General features: G+C 71.3%; 19 protein-coding genes. 12 read left to right on the forward strand and 7 right to left on the reverse strand.

What is annotated here, in order from left to right; translation table 11 throughout:
- The first annotated feature begins 21 nt into the window (after positions 1–21).
- The 10 genes from IE277_RS09890 (at position 22) to IE277_RS09940 (ending at position 9250) form a co-directional block, all read left to right on the forward strand.
- The gene (locus tag IE277_RS09890; RefSeq protein WP_189950607.1) at positions 22–1719 is read left to right on the forward strand and encodes a nitrite/sulfite reductase; all 1698 of its coding nucleotides are present in this window, start codon (positions 22–24) and stop codon (positions 1717–1719) included.
- A complete protein-coding gene (locus IE277_RS09895) occupies positions 1716–1898 on the forward strand; it encodes a hypothetical protein (RefSeq protein ID WP_189950608.1) in 183 nt (60 codons plus the stop codon). The genes IE277_RS09890 and IE277_RS09895 overlap by 4 nt, the downstream gene beginning before the upstream one ends.
- On the forward strand, positions 1895–2605 hold the full coding sequence (locus IE277_RS09900; RefSeq protein WP_189950610.1) for a phosphoadenylyl-sulfate reductase: 711 nt from the start codon (positions 1895–1897) through the stop codon (positions 2603–2605). The genes IE277_RS09895 and IE277_RS09900 overlap by 4 nt, the downstream gene beginning before the upstream one ends.
- A gap of 26 nt (positions 2606–2631) precedes the next feature.
- Positions 2632–3168 carry an adenylyl-sulfate kinase gene (gene cysC, locus IE277_RS09905; protein WP_229881148.1) on the forward strand — a complete coding sequence of 179 codons (537 nt, stop codon included), beginning with the start codon at positions 2632–2634 and terminating at the stop codon, positions 3166–3168.
- On the forward strand, positions 3165–4109 hold the full coding sequence (gene cysD / locus IE277_RS09910) for a sulfate adenylyltransferase subunit CysD (RefSeq protein WP_189950614.1): 945 nt from the start codon (positions 3165–3167) through the stop codon (positions 4107–4109). The genes cysC and cysD overlap by 4 nt, the downstream gene beginning before the upstream one ends.
- A 2-nt stretch (positions 4110–4111) precedes the next feature.
- A complete protein-coding gene (locus tag IE277_RS09915) occupies positions 4112–5446 on the forward strand; it encodes a sulfate adenylyltransferase subunit 1 (protein WP_189950615.1) in 1335 nt (444 codons plus the stop codon).
- Positions 5447–5680: 234 nt separating this feature from the next.
- On the forward strand, positions 5681–6787 hold the full coding sequence (locus tag IE277_RS09925; protein WP_189950619.1) for an aliphatic sulfonate ABC transporter substrate-binding protein: 1107 nt from the start codon (positions 5681–5683) through the stop codon (positions 6785–6787).
- Positions 6788–6823: 36 nt separating this feature from the next.
- A complete protein-coding gene (locus IE277_RS09930) occupies positions 6824–7603 on the forward strand; it encodes an ABC transporter ATP-binding protein (protein ID WP_189950621.1) in 780 nt (259 codons plus the stop codon).
- Complete coding sequence (locus IE277_RS09935; protein WP_189950622.1) at positions 7590–8495, forward strand: ABC transporter permease; 906 nt, start codon at positions 7590–7592, stop codon at positions 8493–8495. Before IE277_RS09930 ends, IE277_RS09935 begins: the two co-directional genes overlap by 14 nt.
- Positions 8496–8503: 8 nt before the next feature.
- Complete coding sequence (locus tag IE277_RS09940) at positions 8504–9250, forward strand: sirohydrochlorin chelatase (RefSeq protein ID WP_189950624.1); 747 nt, start codon at positions 8504–8506, stop codon at positions 9248–9250.
- 40 nt (positions 9251–9290) lie between these two features.
- Here IE277_RS09940 and IE277_RS09945 read toward each other — a convergent pair whose 3' ends face one another.
- From IE277_RS09945 to IE277_RS09965, 5 genes are all read right to left on the reverse strand, one after another.
- Positions 9291–9617: a hypothetical protein gene (locus IE277_RS09945; RefSeq protein WP_189950626.1), complete on the reverse strand. Its 327-nt coding sequence runs from the start codon at positions 9615–9617 to the stop codon at positions 9291–9293.
- Between the two features lie 928 nt (positions 9618–10545).
- The gene (locus tag IE277_RS09950; protein WP_189950628.1) at positions 10546–11217 is read right to left on the reverse strand and encodes a mycothiol-dependent nitroreductase Rv2466c family protein; all 672 of its coding nucleotides are present in this window, start codon (positions 11215–11217) and stop codon (positions 10546–10548) included.
- Positions 11218–11272: 55 nt separating this feature from the next.
- The gene (locus IE277_RS09955) at positions 11273–12274 is read right to left on the reverse strand and encodes a sigma-70 family RNA polymerase sigma factor (RefSeq protein ID WP_229881150.1); all 1002 of its coding nucleotides are present in this window, start codon (positions 12272–12274) and stop codon (positions 11273–11275) included.
- 95 nt (positions 12275–12369) lie between these two features.
- Positions 12370–13413 carry a ketopantoate reductase family protein gene (locus tag IE277_RS09960; RefSeq protein WP_189950631.1) on the reverse strand — a complete coding sequence of 348 codons (1044 nt, stop codon included), beginning with the start codon at positions 13411–13413 and terminating at the stop codon, positions 12370–12372.
- 53 nt (positions 13414–13466) lie between these two features.
- Positions 13467–14018 carry a DUF1697 domain-containing protein gene (locus IE277_RS09965; RefSeq protein WP_189950632.1) on the reverse strand — a complete coding sequence of 184 codons (552 nt, stop codon included), beginning with the start codon at positions 14016–14018 and terminating at the stop codon, positions 13467–13469.
- A 409-nt stretch (positions 14019–14427) separates the two neighbouring features.
- On the opposite strand from IE277_RS09965, the gene IE277_RS09970 reads away from it, so the two are divergent.
- Together IE277_RS09970 and IE277_RS09975 are read left to right on the forward strand one after the other, a co-directional pair.
- Complete coding sequence (locus IE277_RS09970; RefSeq protein WP_189950634.1) at positions 14428–16680, forward strand: MMPL family transporter; 2253 nt, start codon at positions 14428–14430, stop codon at positions 16678–16680.
- A gap of 252 nt (positions 16681–16932) precedes the next feature.
- Positions 16933–17796, forward strand: a complete 864-nt coding sequence (locus tag IE277_RS09975) for a phosphotransferase enzyme family protein (protein WP_189950636.1) — start codon at positions 16933–16935, stop codon at positions 17794–17796.
- Between the two features lie 22 nt (positions 17797–17818).
- Here the strand turns inward: IE277_RS09975 and IE277_RS09980 are convergent, their stop codons facing one another.
- Together IE277_RS09980 and IE277_RS09985 are read right to left on the reverse strand one after the other, a co-directional pair.
- On the reverse strand, positions 17819–18544 hold the full coding sequence (locus tag IE277_RS09980; RefSeq protein WP_189950638.1) for a 3'-5' exonuclease: 726 nt from the start codon (positions 18542–18544) through the stop codon (positions 17819–17821).
- Between the two features lie 113 nt (positions 18545–18657).
- The gene (locus IE277_RS09985) at positions 18658–19896 is read right to left on the reverse strand and encodes a DUF5919 domain-containing protein (protein ID WP_189950640.1); all 1239 of its coding nucleotides are present in this window, start codon (positions 19894–19896) and stop codon (positions 18658–18660) included.
- Positions 19897–19906: the final 10 nt, after the last annotated feature.

Below are 19906 nucleotides of genomic sequence, written 5' to 3' on the forward strand. Positions count from 1 at the left end.
GGTCCCGAAGGACGTAGAACCATGGCCGCCACTCCGCCGAACCCTGCCGCCTCCGCGCCCAGCCGCAAGGTGAGCCGTCACCGTGGTGAGGGTCAGTGGGCCGTGGGTCATTTCACCCCGCTCAACGGCAATGAGCAGTTCAAGAAGGACGATGACGGTCTCAATGTGCGGACACGCATTGAGACGATCTACTCCAAGCGCGGTTTCGACTCGATCGACCCGAACGACCTGCGCGGCCGGATGCGCTGGTGGGGGCTGTACACCCAGCGCAAGCCCGGCATCGACGGCGGCAAGACCGCCGTGCTGGAGCCGGAGGAGCTGGACGACAAGTACTTCATGCTCCGGGTGCGCATCGACGGCGGCGCGCTGACCACCCGGCAGCTGCGGGTGATCGGCGAGATCTCGCAGGAGTTCGCGCGCGGCACCGCGGACATCACCGACCGGCAGAACGTCCAGTACCACTGGATCCGGATCGAGGACGTGCCGGAGATCTGGGAGCGGCTGGAGGGCGTGGGCCTGTCCACGGTCACGGCCTGCGGTGACACCCCGCGTGTGATCATCGGCTCCCCGGTGGCGGGCATCGCCGAGGACGAGATCATCGACGCCACCCCGGCGCTGGAGGAGATGAAGCGCCGCGTCCTGAACAACAAGGCGTACTCGAACCTCCCCCGGAAGTTCAAGACGGCGATCTCGGGCTCGCCGCTGCTGGACGTCGTGCACGAGATCAACGACGTGGCGTTCGTCGGCGTACGGCACCCCGAGCACGGCCCCGGCTTCGACGTCTGGGTCGGCGGCGGCCTGTCCACGAACCCCAAGCTCGGCGTGCGGCTCGGCGCCTGGGTGCCGATCGACGAGGTCCCGGACGTCCACGAGGGCGTCATCTCGATCTTCCGTGACTACGGCTACCGCCGGCTGCGCACCCGCGCCCGGCTGAAGTTCCTCGTCGCCGACTGGGGTGCGGAGAAGTTCCGGCAGGTGCTGCAGGACGAGTACCTGGGGCGCAAGCTGGTCGACGGGCCCGCCCCCGAGCAGCCCGCACAGCAGTGGCGCGACCACATCGGTGTGCACCGGCAGAAGGACGGCCGTTTCTACGTCGGCTTCGCCCCGCGGGTCGGCCGTGTCGACGGCGCCACGCTCACGAAGATCGCCGATCTCGCCGAGGCGCACGGCTCCGGCCGGGTGCGGACCACGGTCGAGCAGAAGATGATCGTCCTCGATGTCGAGCAGGACCAGGTCGACTCGCTGGTGGAGGGCCTTCAGGCGCTGGACCTCACCGCCCGGCCGTCCAGCTTCCGGCGCGGCACCATGGCCTGCACCGGCATCGAGTTCTGCAAGCTCGCCATCGTCGAGACCAAGCAGCGCGGCTCGACGCTGATCGACGAACTGGAGCGCCGTCTGCCGGACTTCGACGAGCCGCTCACCATCAACCTCAACGGCTGCCCGAACGCCTGCGCCCGGATCCAGGTGGCGGACATCGGTCTCAAGGGCCAGCTGGTCCTGAACGACAAGGGCGAGCAGGTCGAGGGCTACCAGGTGCACCTCGGCGGCGCACTCGGCCTTCAGGCCGGCTTCGGCCGCAAGGTACGCGGTCTGAAGGTCACCGCGGAGGAGCTGCCCGACTACGTCGAGCGGGTGCTGAAGCGGTTCCAGGCCGAGCGCGAGGCCGGCGAGCGGTTCGCGACCTGGGCTTCCCGCGCCTCCGAGGAGGCGTTGTCGTGAGCGAGCGTGCCGCGCCTTTCTACTGCCCCTACTGCGGCGACGAGGACCTGCGTCCGCATGAGCAGGGTCACGGTGCCTGGGAATGCGCGGCCTGCAACCGCGCATTCCAGCTGAAGTTCCTCGGGCTGCTCGCCCGGGGGCTGCAGCGAGCCGACCACGGAGGGGACGAACGGATATGACGACGGCTCAGGAACAGCGTACGACCGGTGAACTGAAGGCGCTCACCGAGCAGGCCGGCCGCGACCTGGAGGACGCCTCCGCCCTGGAGATCCTCCAGTGGGCGGTCGACACCTTCGGCTCGAAGTTCTGCGTCACGTCCTCCATGGAGGACGCCGTCGTCGCCCACCTCGCCTCGCGCGTGCTGAAGGGCGTCGACGTCGTCTTCCTGGACACCGGGTACCACTTCCCGGAGACCATCGGCACCCGGGACGCCGTCGCGGCCGTGATGGATGCCAACGTCATCACGCTCACGCCACGGCAGACGGTCGCCGAACAGGACGCCGAGTACGGCCCGAAGCTGTATGACCGCGACCCCGACCTGTGCTGCGCGCTGCGCAAGGTCAAGCCGCTGGAAGAGGGCCTGAAGGGCTACCAGGCGTGGGCGACCGGCCTGCGCCGCGACGAGTCCCCGACCCGGGCGAACACCCCGGTCGTCGGCTGGGACGAGAAGCGGCAGAAGGTCAAGATCTCCCCGATCGCCCGCTGGACGCAGGACGACGTGGACGCCTATGTCGCCGAGCACGGCGTCCTCACCAACCCGCTGCTGATGGACGGCTACGCCTCCGTCGGCTGCGCCCCGTGCACCCGCAGGGTCCTTGAGGGCGAGGACGCGCGGGCCGGCCGCTGGGCGGGCCGCGCCAAGACCGAGTGCGGACTGCACGGATGACGAACGACCAGATTCAGGAGAACGACGTGACGACCGGAGCCACCGTCTGGCTCACGGGTCTGCCGAGCGCCGGCAAGACCACCATCGCGTACGAGCTGGCCGGCCGGCTGCGGGCCGAGGGCCGGCGCGTCGAGGTGCTCGACGGCGACGAGATCCGCGAGTTCATCTCGGCTGGCCTCGGCTTTTCCCGCGAGGACCGGCACACCAATGTGCAGCGCATCGGCTTTGTCGCCGAACTGCTGGCCCGCAACGGCGTCACGGCGCTCGTCCCGGTGATCGCGCCCTACGCGGACAGCCGTGCCGCGGTGCGCAGGCGCCACCAGGAGAACGACACGGCGTACGTCGAGGTGCATGTGGCCACCCCGGTCGAGGTGTGCAGCGTCCGCGATGTGAAGGGGCTGTACGCCAAGCAGGCCGCGGGTGAGCTGACCGGGCTGACCGGGGTCGACGACCCCTACGAGGAGCCCCGGACGCCGGATCTGCGGATCGAGTCGCAGGACCAGACGGTTCAGGAGTCCGCGGCGTCGGTGTACGCGCTGCTCAGCGAGAGGGGACTGGCATGACGACCGTCGCCGAGGCCGCGACCGGTGGCGAGGGCACGGACAGCCCGTACGCCCTGTCGCACCTGGACGCGCTGGAGTCCGAGGCGGTGCACATCTTCCGCGAGGTGGCGGGCGAGTTCGAGAACCCGGTGATCCTGTTCTCCGGCGGCAAGGACTCCATCGTCATGCTGCATCTGGCGCTGAAGGCATTCGCCCCGGCCCCGGTGCCGTTCTCGCTGCTGCATGTGGACACGGGACACAACTTCCCCGAGGTCCTTGAGTACCGGGACCGTGTGGTGGCCGCCCATGGGCTGCGCCTCCATGTGGCCTCCGTACAGGACTACATCGACCGCGGTGTGCTCAAGGAGCGTCCCGACGGCACCCGTAACCCGCTGCAGACGCTTCCGCTGACGGAGAGGATCCAGAGCGAGAAGTTCGACGCGGTCTTCGGCGGCGGCCGGCGCGACGAGGAGAAGGCCCGCGCCAAGGAGCGGGTGTTCTCGCTGCGCGACGAGTTCTCCCAGTGGGACCCGCGCCGCCAGCGCCCCGAGCTGTGGAACCTGTACAACGGCCGGCACGCGCCCGGCGAGCACGTCCGGGTCTTCCCGCTGTCCAACTGGACCGAGCTGGACGTCTGGCAGTACATCGCCCGCGAGGGCATCGAGCTGCCGCAGATCTACTTCGCGCACGAGCGCGAGGTGTTCGCCCGCAGCGGCATGTGGCTGACCGCCGGCGAGTGGGGCGGCCCGAAGAACGGCGAGACCGTCGAGAAGCGGCTCGTGCGCTACCGCACGGTCGGTGACATGTCCTGCACGGGCGCCGTCGACTCCGACGCGACCACGCTGGACGCCGTGATCGCCGAGATCGCCGCCTCCCGGCTCACCGAGCGGGGCGCGACCCGTGCCGACGACAAGATGTCCGAGGCCGCGATGGAAGACCGCAAGCGCGAGGGGTACTTCTAGCCATGAGCACGACCACTACCGAGGCGCTCTCGGCCACCACGCTGCTGCGGTTCGCCACCGCCGGCTCCGTCGACGACGGCAAGTCCACGCTGGTCGGGCGGCTGCTGCACGACTCCAAGTCGGTCCTCGCCGACCAGCTGGAGGCCGTGGAGCGGGCCTCCGCGAGCCGCGGCCAGGACGCACCGGACCTCGCGCTGCTCACCGACGGCCTGCGCGCCGAGCGGGAGCAGGGCATCACGATCGACGTGGCCTACCGCTACTTCGCCACGCCCCGCCGCCGCTTCATCCTGGCCGACACGCCCGGCCATGTGCAGTACACCCGGAACATGGTCACCGGTGCCTCCACCGCCGAGCTGACCGTGATCCTCGTCGACGCCCGCAACGGCGTGGTCGAGCAGACCCGTCGGCACGCGGCGATCGCGGCCCTGCTGCGCGTCCCGCACGTCGTCCTCGCCGTCAACAAGATGGACCTCGCCGGGTACGAGGAGGAGGTGTTCGCCGCGATCGCGGAGGAGTTCACGGCGTACGCGACCGAGCTGGGCGTCCCCGAGGTCACCGCGATCCCGATCTCGGCGCTCGTCGGCGACAACGTGGTGGAGCCGAGCGCGAACATGGACTGGTACGGCGGCCCGACCGTCCTGGAGCACCTGGAGACGGTGCCGGTCAGCCACGACCTGGCACACTGCCACGCCCGGCTGCCCGTGCAGTACGTGATCCGGCCGCAGACCGCCGAGCACCCCGACTACCGGGGCTACGCGGGCCAGATCGCGGCGGGCACGTTCCGCGTCGGCGATCCGGTCACGGTGCTGCCGTCCGGTCGTACGACGACGATCTCGGGCATCGACCTGCTGGGTGAGCCGGTCGACACGGCCTGGACGACCCAGTCGGTGACCGTGCTGCTCACGGACGACATCGACGTCTCGCGCGGCGATCTGATCGTGCCGACGAAGGACGCGCCCGCCACCACGCAGGACGTGGAGGCCACCGTCTGCCATGTCGCCGACGCCGCGCTGACCGTCGGCCACCGGGTGCTGCTCAAGCACGGCACCCGCACGGTCAAGGCGATCGTGAAGGACATCCCGTCCCGGCTGACGCTGGACGACCTGTCCCTGCATCCGCACCCCGGACAGCTCGTCGCCAACGACATCGGCCGGGTGAAGATCCGTACCGCCGAGCCGCTGCCGGTCGACTCCTACGCCGACTCCCGCCGCACGGGCTCCTTCATCCTGATCGACCCGGCCGACGGCACGACGCTGACCGCGGGCATGGTCGGCGAGTCGTTCGCCGCGCCCGCGCCGGTCAAGGACGCGGCCGACGACGACGGCTGGGACTTCTGAACATGAACCCGACCGACGCCTATTCGACGTTCGCCAAGGAGGGCGGCCGCATCGGCAGCGGTGTCCTCGGCAGCGGGCAGGGCGGGGTCGCGCGATGTGTGCGCTGACGTACGCGCACCGCTTGCGCGCCCTCACCCCCCACCCGACGTCCCGGCTGCGACGAAAACCCTTGCCGAACACCCGGCCACGACCTGAAAGACCGTGACCGCCGGGCCAACGAGAGGAACACCTCCCGTGCCTGCCAACCGCTCCATCCGCCGCGGCCTCGCCGTGGCCGCCGCACTCCCCCTGCTCACGCTCGCAGCTTGCGGCTACGGGTCCGACGCCAAGAACGACACCTCCGACGCGAAGATCGCGGCCGGCGCCAAGAAGATCGACGGACTGGACTCCGTCAAGATCGGCTACTTCGGCAACCTCACGCACGCCACCGCGCTGGTCGGCAACCAGAAGGGCTTCTTCCAGAAGGACCTGGGCGCGACCAAGGCCGACTACCAGCTCTTCAACGCAGGCCCGTCCGAGATCGAGGCGCTCAACTCGGGCTCCATCGACATCGGCTGGATCGGCCCGTCCCCGGCGATCAACGGCTTCACGAAGTCGAACGGCAAGAACCTGCGCATCATCGGCGGATCGGCCTCGGGCGGCGTGAAGCTGGTCGTCGACCCCAAGAAGATCAAGTCCCTGCAGGACGTCAAGGGCAAGAAGATCGCGACGCCCCAGCTGGGCAACACGCAGGACGTGGCGTTCCTCAACTGGGTCGCCGAGCAGGGCTGGAAGGTCGACGCGCAGAGCGGCAAGGGTGATGTCTCCGTCGTCCGCACGGACAACAAGGTGACCCCGGACGCCTTCAAGTCCGGGTCGATCGACGGCGCCTGGGTGCCGGAGCCGACCGCGTCGAAGCTGGTCGCCGAGGGCGGCAAGGTGCTGCTCGACGAGTCGTCGCTGTGGCCGGACAAGAAGTTCGTGATCACGAACATCATCGTGCGCCAGAGCTTCCTGAAAGAGCACCCGAAGGCCGTCGAGGCGGTCCTGAAGGCCTCGGTCGAGACCAACAAGTGGATCAACGCCAACCCGGACCAGGCCAAGGCCGCCGCGAACAAGCAGCTGGCGACGGACGCCGGCAAGGCCCTGCCGGCGAAGGTGCTGGACCCGGCCTGGAAGTCCATCCGGTTCACCGACGACCCGCTGGCCTCGACCCTCAACACCGAGGCACAGCACGCCGTCAAGGCCGGTCTGCTGGAGAACCCGAAGCTGGACGGCATCTATGACCTCACCCTCCTGAACCAGGTCCTCAAGGCCGAGGGCGAGAACACCGTCAGCGACGCCGGTCTCGGCGTCAAGTAAGTCCCGCAACCGGTGAGTTCCCAGGAGGTGACGACCATGTCCACGACTTTCGCCAAAGCGGCTGAGGCCGTCGAGCACGCGGCACGCCTTGAGCACGTCTCCAAGTCCTTCGCGGGACCGGGCGGACAGCAACTGGTCCTGGACGACATCAGCCTCGATGTCGCCCCGGGCGAGTTCGTCACCCTCCTGGGGGCCTCGGGCTGCGGCAAGTCGACCCTGCTGAACCTGGTGGCGGGGCTGGACAAGCCCTCCGCCGGCAGCATCACGACCCAGGGGCGGCCGGCTCTGATGTTCCAGGAGCACGCCCTGTTCCCGTGGCTGACCGCGGGCAAGAACATCGAACTCGCCCTGAAGCTGCGGGGCGTCGCCAAGCCCGAGCGGCGGGAGCGGGCCGAACGGCTGCTGGAACTGGTGCGGCTGCAGGGCGCGTACGGCAAGCGGGTGCACGAGCTGTCCGGCGGTATGCGCCAGCGCGTGGCCATGGCCCGCGCCCTCGCCCAGGACAGCCAACTGCTCCTGATGGACGAGCCGTTCGCGGCCCTGGACGCCATCACCCGTGATCTGCTGCACGACGAACTGACCCGGATCTGGGCGGAGACGGGCGTGTCGGTGCTGTTCGTCACGCACAACGTGCGCGAGGCGGTACGGCTCGCGCAGCGGGTCGTGCTGCTGTCGTCCCGGCCGGGCCGGATAGCGCGCGAGTGGCGGGTGGACATCCCGCAGCCCCGGCGCATCGAGGACGCGCCGGTCGCCGAACTGTCCCTGGAGATCACTGAAGTACTGCGTGGGGAGATCCGCCGCCATGGCCAGCACTGACACGGCGAAGACCGTCCTCGGCAAAGCCGGGAGCATCGAGGCCGGGAGCGTCGAGGCGGGCCTGGACGCCCTGGAGACCACCGTCACCTCCCGGGCCTCGTTCCGGCAGACCTTCACCGCCAAGATCCTGCCGCCGCTGGTCGCCACGGCGGTGGTGCTGCTGGTGTGGCAGGCGCTGATCTCCTTCAAGATCGTCGACGATCCGACGAAGCTGCCCTCGCCCGCCGACGTCGGCAACGAGTTCAAGGACGCCTGGCTGCAGGGCACACTGTTCGACTACATCTGGACCTCCGTCTCGCGCGGTCTGCTGGGCTTCCTGTTCGCGCTGGCCATCGGCACTCCGCTGGGGCTGGTGGTGGCCCGGGTGAGGTTCGTGCGCGCGGCCATCGGCCCGGTCCTGTCCGGTCTGCAGTCGCTGCCGTCGGTGGCCTGGGTCCCGCCCGCGGTGATCTGGCTGGGCCTGAACAACTCGATGATGTACGCGGTGATCCTGCTCGGCGCGGTGCCGTCCATCGCCAACGGTCTGGTGTCCGGCATCGACCAGGTGCCGCCGCTGTTCCTGCGGGCGGGCCGCACCCTGGGCGCGACCGGGCTGAAGGGCGCCTGGCACATCGTGCTGCCGGCCGCGCTGCCGGGCTATCTGGCCGGGCTCAAGCAGGGCTGGGCGTTCTCCTGGCGCTCACTGATGGCCGCGGAGATCATCGCTTCCTCCCCCGACCTGGGCATCGGTCTGGGCGCGCTGCTGGAGAACGGCCGCAACGCCAGCTCCATGGCGGCGGTGTTCGAGGCGATCTTCCTGATCCTGTTCGTCGGTATCGCCATCGACCTGCTGATCTTCAGCCCGCTGGAGCGGTGGGTGCTGCGCAGCCGCGGTCTGCTGGTGAAGGGCTGAGGCACACCATGCACCGTCCGGTCCGCCCCGTCCTCGTGGTCGTCGCGCACGGCAGCCGTGATCCGCGGCATGCCGCGACCGTGCACGCCCTGGTGGAGCGGGTGCGGTCGCTGCGGCCGGGGCTGCGGGTGGAGACCGGTTTCCTCGACTTCAACGTCCCGTCCGTGCACGGGGTGCTGGAGTCGCTGGCGGCGGAGGGGGTGCGCGACGTCGTCGCCCTGCCGCTGCTGCTGACCCGTGCCTTCCACGCCAAGGCCGACATCCCCGCCGTGCTGCGCGAGGCACCGGCACGGCTGCGGATCCGGCAGGCGGATGTGCTCGGCCCGTCGCCGCTGCTGCTGTCGGCGCTGGAGCGGCGGCTGTACGAGGCGGGGCTGACGCCCGCCGACAAGTCCTCGACCGGGGTCGTCCTGGCCTCGGCGGGGTCCTCCGACCCGGAGGCGATCGCGGTGATCACCGATATCGCGCGGGAGTGGTGGCACACCGGTTGGTGCGCCGTGCGGCCCGCGTTCGCCTCCGCATCCCTGCCCCGCACCGAGGACGCCGTGGCCGAGCTGCGCGCCCTCGGCTGCGAGCGGGTCGCCGTCGCGCCGTATGTCCTGGCCCCCGGTTACCTGCCGGACCGCATCGCGCGGGGCGCGGCCGGGGCGGACGTACTGGCGGACGTGCTGGGACCCGCGCCGGAGGTGGCGCGGGTGCTCCTGGACCGCTACGACACGGCACGCCGGCCGACGCTGGCGGCGCTGGGCGCCTGACCGACCGGGCGGAGCCCCGCGGTGACGGGGCTCCGGTGGGTCACAGGTCGAAGGCGTGCGTGAGCTGGCGGGTGAAGTCGAGGCTGCCGGTGCCGGCCCCCGCCGCGATGGCGATGTTCTCCAGCGCGGTACGGATCCGGCCCCGGTTGGGCGGCAGACCGTCCTCGGCGGACAGTGCCAACTCGGCCTGGATGACCTCCCCGTACCCGATGATGCCCGGGTACTCGGCCCGCAGGGCCGCCGTGAGCCGGTCGGCGACGGCCATGAGGGTCTCAAGGTCCGGTGTGCCGCCGTACTTCATGTCGATATGGCCGAAGTCACCGAAGTTGGCCGGGCCGCCTGTATTGCCGAAGTTGTAGGTGCTCATGTCCTGTCCTTGCTCGTGGACCCAAAGAGCCTGCGGGTGTGGGGGGTTCGCTGCGGTTTCGGCACGGGCGGCCTCGGGGGCCGGGTGCGTGCGTGCCGCCCGGGGCGATCGGGCGCCTGTTGCCGAAGACGCCGGGGCTGCTGACGTTACCGATGTTGCGGGTGTGTGCGCCGAGAACCTGAACGCCTTGCCGACGCGACCGACACCGATGGACGGCGTCGCGGTCACGGCCAACTTCCCTGTGGGAAAGGGCTGGTTCATGGCCGTGCTGTCGGCGTACGGCCCGGTGTGGCCGCTCTCGTCGGCACGGCGCCGCAGGTTGGCGTATCCACGCCGGTGCGCGGTGGTCGCTGCGGCCGGTTCCGCCGGAGGCGCGAACGGCTCGGACGGGCCGGCCGAGCGGGCCACGACGGCACCGATCGGTCCGAAAATCGCCACCCATCCGGGTGAACGGTGTCCGTTGACCATGGCGCAGGGGCCGTAGAGGAGCGCGATCGGTACGACCGCCACGGGGCGGGCGGGCGTCACGGGGCGGGCGGGCCGACGGCCGAGGGCCGCACGGCGACGCACGGCCGCGCGCGCGTGCCGAACGCGGGCCAGGAAGCCGACCGCCGGGCGCGGCCGCCGAGGCGCCTCGCCCGCGCGGTACCCCGGCAGCGCCGGTAATGGTCTCCCCACCACGCTCATCCGCCCCCTCTACGGCCATCTGCGCGCTTCACCCTAGGGACGCCTCATGCGTTTGTCGCGAACTTCGGTGAGCAGTCGTCCCGGAGACCGGACGCGTGGTAGAGGGGCCGCCGGGTCCGGCGCTCCCCTGTGACGTCGGACCGCGGCGGCTCTCCGTTCTGCGCCTGTCGCGGCCCACGTGTCACACGCTCGGCGGACCGGGCGTACGTGAGGGGCTCTTATCGGCCAACGTGACTCTTGGTCAGTCGAAACGGAGGCCGCCGGTGCGGGTGCGCTTGAGCTCGAACAGATCGGGCTGGCGGGCCAGCACCCGGAAACTGTCGAACAGTTCGGCCGCCTCGGCACCACGCGGAATGGCGCGCAGCACGGGGCCGAACCACACCGTGCCGTCGACATGCAGGGTCGGCGTGCCCACATAACCGCCGGACTCCGGCTCGGCGCCCGCCTCGTGGCTGCGGCGCACCGCGTCGTCGTACGACGGGTCGTCAGCGGCCGCCGACAGGTCGGCGGGCAGGGCGAGTTCGGCCAGCGACTCGGTGATCACCTGGTCGAAGTCCTTGATCTCGCGCTCGTGGATCCGGGTGCCGAAAGCGGTGTAGAGGTCGCGCAGCACCGTCGCGCCGTGCCGCTCGGCCGCGGCCACCGCCACCCGCACCGGGCCGATCGAACGGTCCACCAAGTCCCGGTACCAGTCGGGGAGTTCATTGCCCTCGTTGTGCACGTACAGGCTCATCACCCGGAACCGGAGGTCGAGCGGGCGCAGTCGCTCGACCTCCAGCAGCCAGCGGGAGGTGATCCAGGCGAAGGGACAGGCCGGGTCGAAGAAGAAGTCGACACGGGTCGGGGCGGGCTCGGTGGAGGACTCGCCGGAGGGCTCGGTCGCCGGCTCGGTGGTGGTCTCGCGGTACGTCATGACAGCGAGACTAGTCACCCGGTGGCACAGTGTCCCGGCCCAATCCTCCCCTCCCTCACTGGTCCACTTCGCCGGACCCGTCGGCTTCCCGGTGCGGTGGGTCCACAACGGCGATCTCCGTGCCGCGCAGCCGCTCCGGCTCCGCCACGATGTCGATCCCGGTGATCCGGCCATCCGCGCCGAAGGCGAACGCAAGCACCAGGCGCGGCCGCCCGTACGGCGCCATGACCAGGCCGAACTCGCCGTCCAGCAGAGCGAGTCCGGTGACCTGGGCGCGGGCCACGGCCGCCATGGCGCCCTGGGCGACGGGCACGGCGCCCCGTACGGTGAGGGGTTCGGGCGTGGGTACGACTCGTGCGTCGGCGTGCAGCACCACGTCCGGGTCGAGCAGGGCGAGCAGGGCCGTGAAGTCGCCGCCTCGGGTGGCGGCCAGGAACGCCTCGACGGCCCGGCGACGCTGTACGGCGGCAGCGGGCGCGGGCGGCCGGCCCTGCACACGGCGGCGGGCCCGGCTGGCCAGCTGGCGGGTGGCGGCCGGGGTCCGCTCGACGAGCGGGGCGATCTCCTCGAAGGGCACGGCGAACAGGTCGTGCAGCACGAAGGCGACCCGCTCGGCCGGGCCGAGGGCGTCGAGGACGACCAGCAGCGCGACCCCGACCTCATCGGCCAGCAGCGCCTCCCGCGCGGGATCACCGGCCTCGGCCGGCAGCGGCGGTGCGTCGCGGGCGTGGTCGTACGCCTTGTCGTAGGCGTGGTCGTGCGCGTGGTCGTGGTCGTGGGCGTCGAGGAACTCCTCGCGCCGGTTGCGCCGGGCCCGCAGCAGGTTGAGGCAGACCCGGGTGACCACGGTGGTCAGCCAGCCGGTGACATTGCGCACCTCGTCGAGGTCGGCCTCGCTCGCCCGCAGCCAGGCCTCCTGCAGCGCGTCCTCGGCCTCCGCGGCCGATCCGAGCAACCGGTAGGCCACGGCGGTCAGATGCGGCCGGTCCGCCTCGAACCGCGCCGCGAGCCGCCGCCCGGCGTCCCCCGTGATGTCGTCCCCCGTGAAGTCGTCCACCGTTCCCCCGTCCTCCTCCCGCACGCCCCGCCCCGAGCGGCTCGCGCGCGTCCGGAGCCACGAAACCCGAATCCCGGCGGAAGATCAATGGCTGATCAACGGGCCGCGTCCGCCGCCTCGTCCGCCAGGCGTGCCAGTTCCTTGACCGGCATCGAGCCGGCGGCGCGGCGCTCACGCGCGAACCGGTCGGCGAGCCGCTGGAGCAGTTCGTTCAGCGGGGTCGGTACGCCGTGCAGCCGGCCGAGGAGGACGATCTCGCCGTTGAGATAGTCGGCCTCGATGGTGCCGGTACCCCGGGCGAGGGACTGCCAGGAGGAACCGCCGCCGCGCGGCGCCCCGTCCAGCGGCACCAGGGTGACCTTGTCACCGCGGGCCGCGCGCTGTTCCTCGGCGCTCGTGTGGGCGATGCCGGCCGCGTCGAGCACCGCCTCGCCTTCGGCCCGCACGCGCGCGAGCAGGGCGTGCGCCGCCTCGTCGGCGGCGGGCCCGCACACCGCTTCGAAGGCGGTGCCGAGGTTCCAGAGCAGCTTGGCGTACTGCCAGCGGGCGATGTCCGGCACGACCGGCGCCTCGAAGCGGGCGTCCGCCAGGTCGGCGCCGATCCGGCAGGCGGTGTCATCGGTGCCGTCTGGGTCGTCTGCGCCGTCTGTGCCGTGTGGCAGCCGCCCGAGGTGCAGGATGCCGGTGAGCGGGGTGCCGGCGGCGGAGACGACGCCCGGTTCCACGAAGGTCGAGGGCAGCCAGACGCAGACGCCGTACACCCGCCGGAAGCGGCGCAGCGCCAGCCGGCCGCTCTCCATGCCGTTCTGCAGGCACACGAGCGGCAGTCGCTCAGTAGCCGTGCCGCCTCCCGTGACGGGCACCTCGGCCCACGTCTCCAGGGCGGCCACAGTGTCCTGCGTCTTCACGGCGAGGACGAGGACGTCGTCGGCGCGCAGTGCGCCGAGCGGGCCGGGCCCGTCGACGACGGGCAGCCGGTACGTCAACTCCCCTTCCGGTACCCGCAGTCGAAGCCCGTGTTCCGCCAGGGCTGTCAGATGCGGGCCGCGGGCCACGAGGACCACCTCGCGCCCGGCCTGGGCCAGCCGCCCGCCGACGGTTCCGCCGACCGCTCCGGCCCCGATGATGATGTAGCGCATGGGGCAGAGCCTCGCACACGCGTGCGTGGCCCGGTCCTCCGGACGGCGGACCGTCACGCCTCTGGGGACGTCAGCTCGACCAATTTGACCACGGTGTTCCAGTTGCGGCTCGTGGCGATCAGGCCCTTGGTCAGGCGCTGGCGGAACAGCGCCTCGCCGAGCTTGGAGCGGCCGAGGCCGTTCGGGGCGTAGAGGTACAGACAGCGGTCGCCGAGCCGGAACTCCTCGGGGAGATGGGCGGCTTGGTCGATCTCCGCGTAGCGGTCCGGGGTGACGGACGCGGAGAAGTAGGTGACGTGCAGCTGCTTGGGTTCCAGGTCGGCGGCCGGGAACGGGCAGTCCTCGACGACCGCCCGGAGGTAGGCGTGGTCGCGCACGAGCACGTCGACCGGGAAGCCGAAGCGCTCCTCGATCGCCCGGCTCAGCTCCGCCGCCAGCGACTCCTCGTCACCCTGGCCGGCGGTGAAGACGGCTTGGCCGCTCTGCAGATGAGTCCGTACGCCGGTGAGGCCGAGGCCGGTCAGCAGCGTGCGGAGCTCGGCCATGGGCACCTTCTTGCTGCCCCCGACGTTGATTCCGCGCAACAGCGCCGCATAGGTCGTCATCCGGCCAGCCTAGAACGGCCGTCGTGCCCCGTGGGGGCGGGCACGACGGCCGGGTCCGCGCAGGGCGGGACTGCGCGAAACTCTCGCCGATCGGCGGGCATCGGATCAACCTCTTCACGCACCTGTGACTTGTTCAACAAATCTTCGTAATCACAAAACGCCGAGCCGTCGGCAGAACGGACAACCCATGTCCTGCCGTTGCGGCCACGGCGCGAGAACCCCGAGACGTGTCCCCGAGACATGTGGATAGGTGTAGGGGGCCGCCGTCCTCCCCAGTGGTGACCGACGCGCCGCCGACTTCACCGGGCAGCACGACGAGAGACGTTCGTCCGGCTCATACGGTCGAACCGGAGCAAGCGCAGACGTGGCGGCAGGGGGCCGCCACCGCACACGAGGGGGAAGACCCGCGATGGGGAACAGGGATGTGCGGGTACGGGGGCTGGCCGCCCGCGCCGGCGGCTGGAGCGCCCGGCACCGCTGGGCGGCCGTCGGCATATGGGTGCTGTTCGTCGTGCTGGCGATGGGGCTCGGTTCGGCGGCGGGCCGGGTCGATGTGGACGAGAGCAACCAGCTCAAGGGCGAGACACACACCGCCGCCCGGATCATCGACGACGCGGGGATCAAGCAGCCGGCCGGCGAGACCGTCCTGATCCAGTCCAAGGACGCCGCCGCGACGGCGACCGGGCCGGAGTTCCGGGCCGCCGTCGCCGATGTGGTGAAGGCCGTCGGGGGCACCGGGCAGGTCACGCATGTGACCTCGCCGTACGACACGCACACCATCTCCCGGGACGGCCGCAGCGCGCTGGTGCAGTTCGACATGCGCGGCGACGCGAAGACGGCCGTCGACCGGGTCGCGCCGGTGGTGGACGCCGTCGCCGGGGTGCAGAAGGCGCACGGCGGCCTGCGGATCGAGGAGATCGGCGGCGCCAGCATGCAGAAGCAGTACAAGGACGCCTTCGGGGACGACTTCCAGCAGGCCGAGTACTCGGCGGTGCCGGTGGCGCTCGGCATCCTGCTGATCGCCTTCGGGGCGCTGGTGGCGGCGCTGCTGCCGGTGGCTCTCGCGATCACCGCGATCATGGCGACGATGGGCCTGATGGGCCTCGTCAGCCATCTGCAGCCGATGAGCGACACCGCCAACTCCGTGATGCTGCTGGTCGGTATGGCCGTCGGTGTCGACTACTGCCTGTTCTATCTGCGCCGGGAGCGCGAGGAGCGGCAGGCCGGGCGGGACGCGGACAGCGCCCTCAGGATCGCCGCCGCCACCAGCGGCCGGGCGATCATCGTCTCCGGTGTCACGGTGTGCGTGGCGATGGCGGGCATGCTCTTCACCGGGCTCGCCCAGTTCGAGGCGATGGGCCTGGCCTCGCTGATGGTGGTCGCGGTCGCCATGGTCGGGTCGGTCACGGTCCTGCCCGCGCTGCTGTCGCTGCTCGGCGAGCGCGTCGACAAGGGGCGGATCCCGTTCCTCGCCCGCCGGCGCCGTCGGCACGGCGTCCAGGAGGGCAGCCGGTTGTGGACGGCCGTGCTGCGCGGTGTGCTGGCCAAGCCGCTGGTCGCCGTCCTCGTGGCGGGCGGCGCGCTGCTGGCGGTCGCCGCGCCCGCGCTCGGTATGAAGACCCAACAGCTCACCCTGGACCAGGAGTTCGGCAAGTCGCTGCCGATCGTGCAGACGTACCTCCGGATCAACGAGGCCTTCCCCGGTGGCAGCGAGCCGGCCCAGGTCGTCGTCAAGGCCAAGGACATCGAGGCTCCCGAAGTGCGCCGGGCGCTGGCCGACTTCAAGCGGCAGGCACTCTCCTCCGGGGCCTCGCGCGGCCCGGTCGACATCCGGCTGCACGACGCGCAGAACGTCGCGCTGGTCTCCGTGCCGCTGGTCGGCGGTTCCGACATGGACCAGGCGGTCAAGAGCCTGGCCACGCTGCGCGACAAGGTGCGGCCCGCGACCCTCGGCAAGGTCGACGGCCTCCAGGCGCCGATCACCGGTCAGGTCGCCGGCAACCACGACTTCAACGACCAGTTGCTCGGCTCCGTCGTCCCGGTCTTCGCGTTCGTGGTGGTCTTCGCCTTCCTGCTGATGCTGCTGTCGTTCCGCTCGCTGACCGTGGCGCTCACCTCGATCGTGCTCAACCTGCTGTCGGTGGGTGCCGCCTACGGCGTCCTCGTCGCCGTCTTCCAGCACGGCTGGGGCGCTTCGCTGGTGGGCGCGGCAGGGGTCGGCGCGATCGTCACCTGGCTGCCGCTGTTCCTCTTCGTGATCCTGTTCGGGCTGTCGATGGACTACCACGTGTTCGTGGTGTCCCGGATCCGCGAGGCCAGGATGCGCGGGCGCACCACGACGGACGCGATCCGGCACGGCGTGGTCACCACGGCCGGCGTCGTCACCAGCGCCGCGGTCATCATGGTCGCCGTGTTCGCGATCTTCGGGACGCTCTCGATGCAGTCCATGAAGCAGATGGGCGTGGGCCTGGCCGCGGCGGTCCTCATCGACGCGACGGTCATCCGCGGGGTGCTGCTGCCGGCCGTGATGGCGCTGCTCGGTGAGCGCAACTGGTATCTGCCGAGGTGGCTGCACCGGCTGCCCGACCTCACCCACGATGAGGGCCCGCAGCCGCCCGCGCCGCGTCCCGCACACGAGCAGGGCGAGCGACTGCCCGTCTGATCCCGCCCGCCGCCGGCCCGCCGGTTCCCTCGGGAATCCGGCGGGCCGGCCGGTGCTTCTCCGCCCGTCCGGTCAGCGGCCAGGCCGCGCCGTATCTGCCGTGCCCGCTGAGCCGCTTCGTCACCTGCCGTAACTCCGCCCAGGTCCAGGCCTTGTCGGCGGCGGACTCCTGCTGCCAGGCGAGGACACCGCCCGACCTGTGCGAATGCGAGACTGGCCGCAGACGGGACGCGAGCGCGGCACGGAGGCACGATGGACGAGGCACGGGCACGGGACGTACTGGCCGCGGCAGGGGTACTGTCGGGCCCGGCCCGGGACGCGGCTCTTCTCGCCCTCGGTGAGAACGCGGTGTTCGCCGCCGGTGACCTGGTGGTGAAGGTGGGCCGCGACGCCGAGCTGCTGCGGCGGGCCCGCCGTGAGCTGGACATCGCCGGCTGGCTGGCCGAGGCGGGCGTGCCGGCGGTCCGCGCGGCCGAGCCGGAGCCGCGGCTGGTCGAGGGCCACCCGGTGACCGTGTGGCACCGGCTGCCGGAGCCGGTACGCGCGGCCGAGCCGCGCGATCTGGCACAGCTGCTGCGGCTGGTGCACGCGATTCCCTCTCCCCCTTTCGTGCTGCCGCCCCGCGAGCTGCTGGGCGGCGTGGAGCGCTGGCTGCGGCTCGCGGGCGACGCGATCGACCCCAGGGACGCGGACTGTCTCCGGGCGCGCCGGGACGGTTTCGCGGCGGCCGCGGCCGCGCTGACCCCCCATCTGCCGCCGGGGCCGATCCATGGCGACGCGCTGCCCCGCAATGTGCACATCGGGCCCGACGGGCCGGTCCTGGTCGACCTGGAGACCTTCTCCACGGATCTGCGTGAGCACGACCTGGTGACCATGGCCCTCTCCCGCGACCGGTACGGGCTGCCCGCCGAGGCCTACGACTCCTTCACCGAGGCGTACGGGTGGGATGTGCGGGAATGGGAGGGCTGTGCGGTGCTGCGGGGCGCCCGGGAGACGGCCAGCTGCGCCTGGGTGGCCCAGCATGCGCCGAGCAACCCCAAGGCACTGGCCGAGTTCCGCCGACGCGTGGCGTCCCTGCGGGACGGGGACGAGTCGGTGCGGTGGTATCCGTTCTGAGGACGGTGTCCCCTTCGGACGGCTACGCAGGCTGGCTCTCGGTCAACTCCCGTAGCGGCCACGCCCCGTCGACCACCGCTTCCGTGTCCCCCTTGCGGCGCAGAAAGGCCTGGAAGTCCGCCGCCCACTGCGCATACCACTCGATCTGCCGCAGGTGCAGCTCCGCCGGGCTCAGGGCCGCGATCTTCGGGTGGCGGTCGGCTATCGCGCCGGCCAGGCGACCCGCGGCGAGGGCGTCGGCCGGAGCGGTGTGGGCCGCGTCGAGGACTATGCCGTACTCGGCGCAGACCGCCTCCAGATTCCGCTTGCCGCGGCGGTAGCGGTCGACCCAGCGGTCGATGGTGTAGGGGTCGACGACCGGGGCGGGCGGGGCTCCGCCCAGTCGGTCGGAGAGCGACGGCAGAGCGTGCCGGTGCAGTTCGGCGGAGAGCAGGGTGAGGTCGAACACGGCGTTGTAGGCGACGACCGGGACGCCCGTCTTCCAGTACCCCACCAGGACGTCGGCGATGGAGTCGGCCACCCGGTCGGCGGGGTGGCCCTCGGCCGTCGCCCGCTCATTGCTGATGCCGTGCACCGCCACCGCGTCGGCGGGGATCTCCACGCCCGGATCGGCCAGCCATTCCTTGCGGCCTCTCGGCTCACCGGCCCTGACCTCGATCACCGCGCCGGTGACGATGCGCGCCTCCAGCGGATCGGTCCCGGTCGTCTCCAGGTCGAAGCCGATCAGCAGCTCCTGGTGCCAGCCCATGGGCGGCCCCCCTTCTCGGTGGTGCTTTCCCCCAGTGGCTTCCACCATCGCACGCGGCACTGACAATCCGAGGATCGCGTTCCGCTTGCGCCCGTCTTGCGCCCGTCGACGGCTCAGGACACCGGGCGGGAATCCGCCCACGACTGCTCGAATTCCTCGCGGTATGTCGGGAAGAGACCGTTTTCTACCACATCATCCGACTTGACCAGCTTGCTGCCGTTGCGCAGCACCAGCACCGGCGACTCCATCCCGCGCGCCCCGCGCAGATAGGACTGCACCACGGCGATGCCGTCGGCGCCGTCGCCGTCCACCAGGTAGGCGGTGAACCGCGGTGTCTCGTCGTAGACCTGGATCTCGAAGGCGCCCGGGTCGCGGAGCCGGGAGCGGACCCGGCGCATGTGCAGGATGTTCATCTCGACGGAGCGGCTCAGTTCGCCCCGTTTCATCCCCAGTTCGCGCTCGCGGCGCTTGACCGAGCTGGAGGCGGGGTTGAGGAAGAGCAGCCGCACCCGGCAGCCGGACTCGGCGATCCGGAGCAGCCGGCGGCCGGAGAAGTTCTGCACCAGCAGGTTGAGGCCGATACCGATGGCGTCGAGGCGGCGGGCGGAGCCGAAGATGTCCTCGGCCGGGAACTGGCGCAGCAGCCGCACCCGGTCCGGATGGACGGCGACCACGTCGGCGTACCGGTCGCCGACCAGGTCCTCGACCGCGTCCACGGGCAGCCGGCGCGCGGAGGGCACGTCACCGCCGGCGCCGAGCATCTCCAGCAGCCGGGCCGAGGCCCGCTCCGCCTGGCTCAGCACGGCCTCGGACAGCGCCCGGTTGCGGGAGACGACATTGCGGGTCACCTCCAGCTCGTCCAGGGCGAGTTCCAGGTCGCGGCGTTCGTCGAAGTACGGTTCGAAGCACGGCCAGTGCTGCACCATCAGCTCGCGCAGCTGAGGCAGGGTGAGGAAGCTGAGCACGTTGTCGTCGGCCGGGTCGAGCAGATAGCCCTTGCGGCGGCTGACCTCGCGCACGGCGACCGCGCGCTGCACCCACTCCTGTCCGGCCGGGCCGGCTGCGGCGACCACCCAGTCGTCCCCGTGGACGGGTTCGTAGATGGGGCGCAGTACGGCGGCCACGACCGCGCGCAGCCGCTGTTCGACGAGGTTCAGCCAGATGTAGGCCCGGCCCGCCCGCTGGGCGCGAGTGCGCACCTCGCGCCAGGCGTCGGCGTTCCATTCCAGCTCCGGCCCGATGGATCCCGCGTCCATCGGCCTGGCCAGGGACACCGCGCCGGGCGGGACGTCCGTGGAGTTCCCCTCGTGACCCTCGTCACCAGGAGGCAGCTCCAGCCCTCCCGAGCCCACCCGTGCACCG

Source organism: Streptomyces alanosinicus (genome assembly GCF_014650595.1).
Classification (GTDB): Bacteria; Actinomycetota; Actinomycetes; order Streptomycetales; family Streptomycetaceae; genus Streptomyces; species Streptomyces alanosinicus.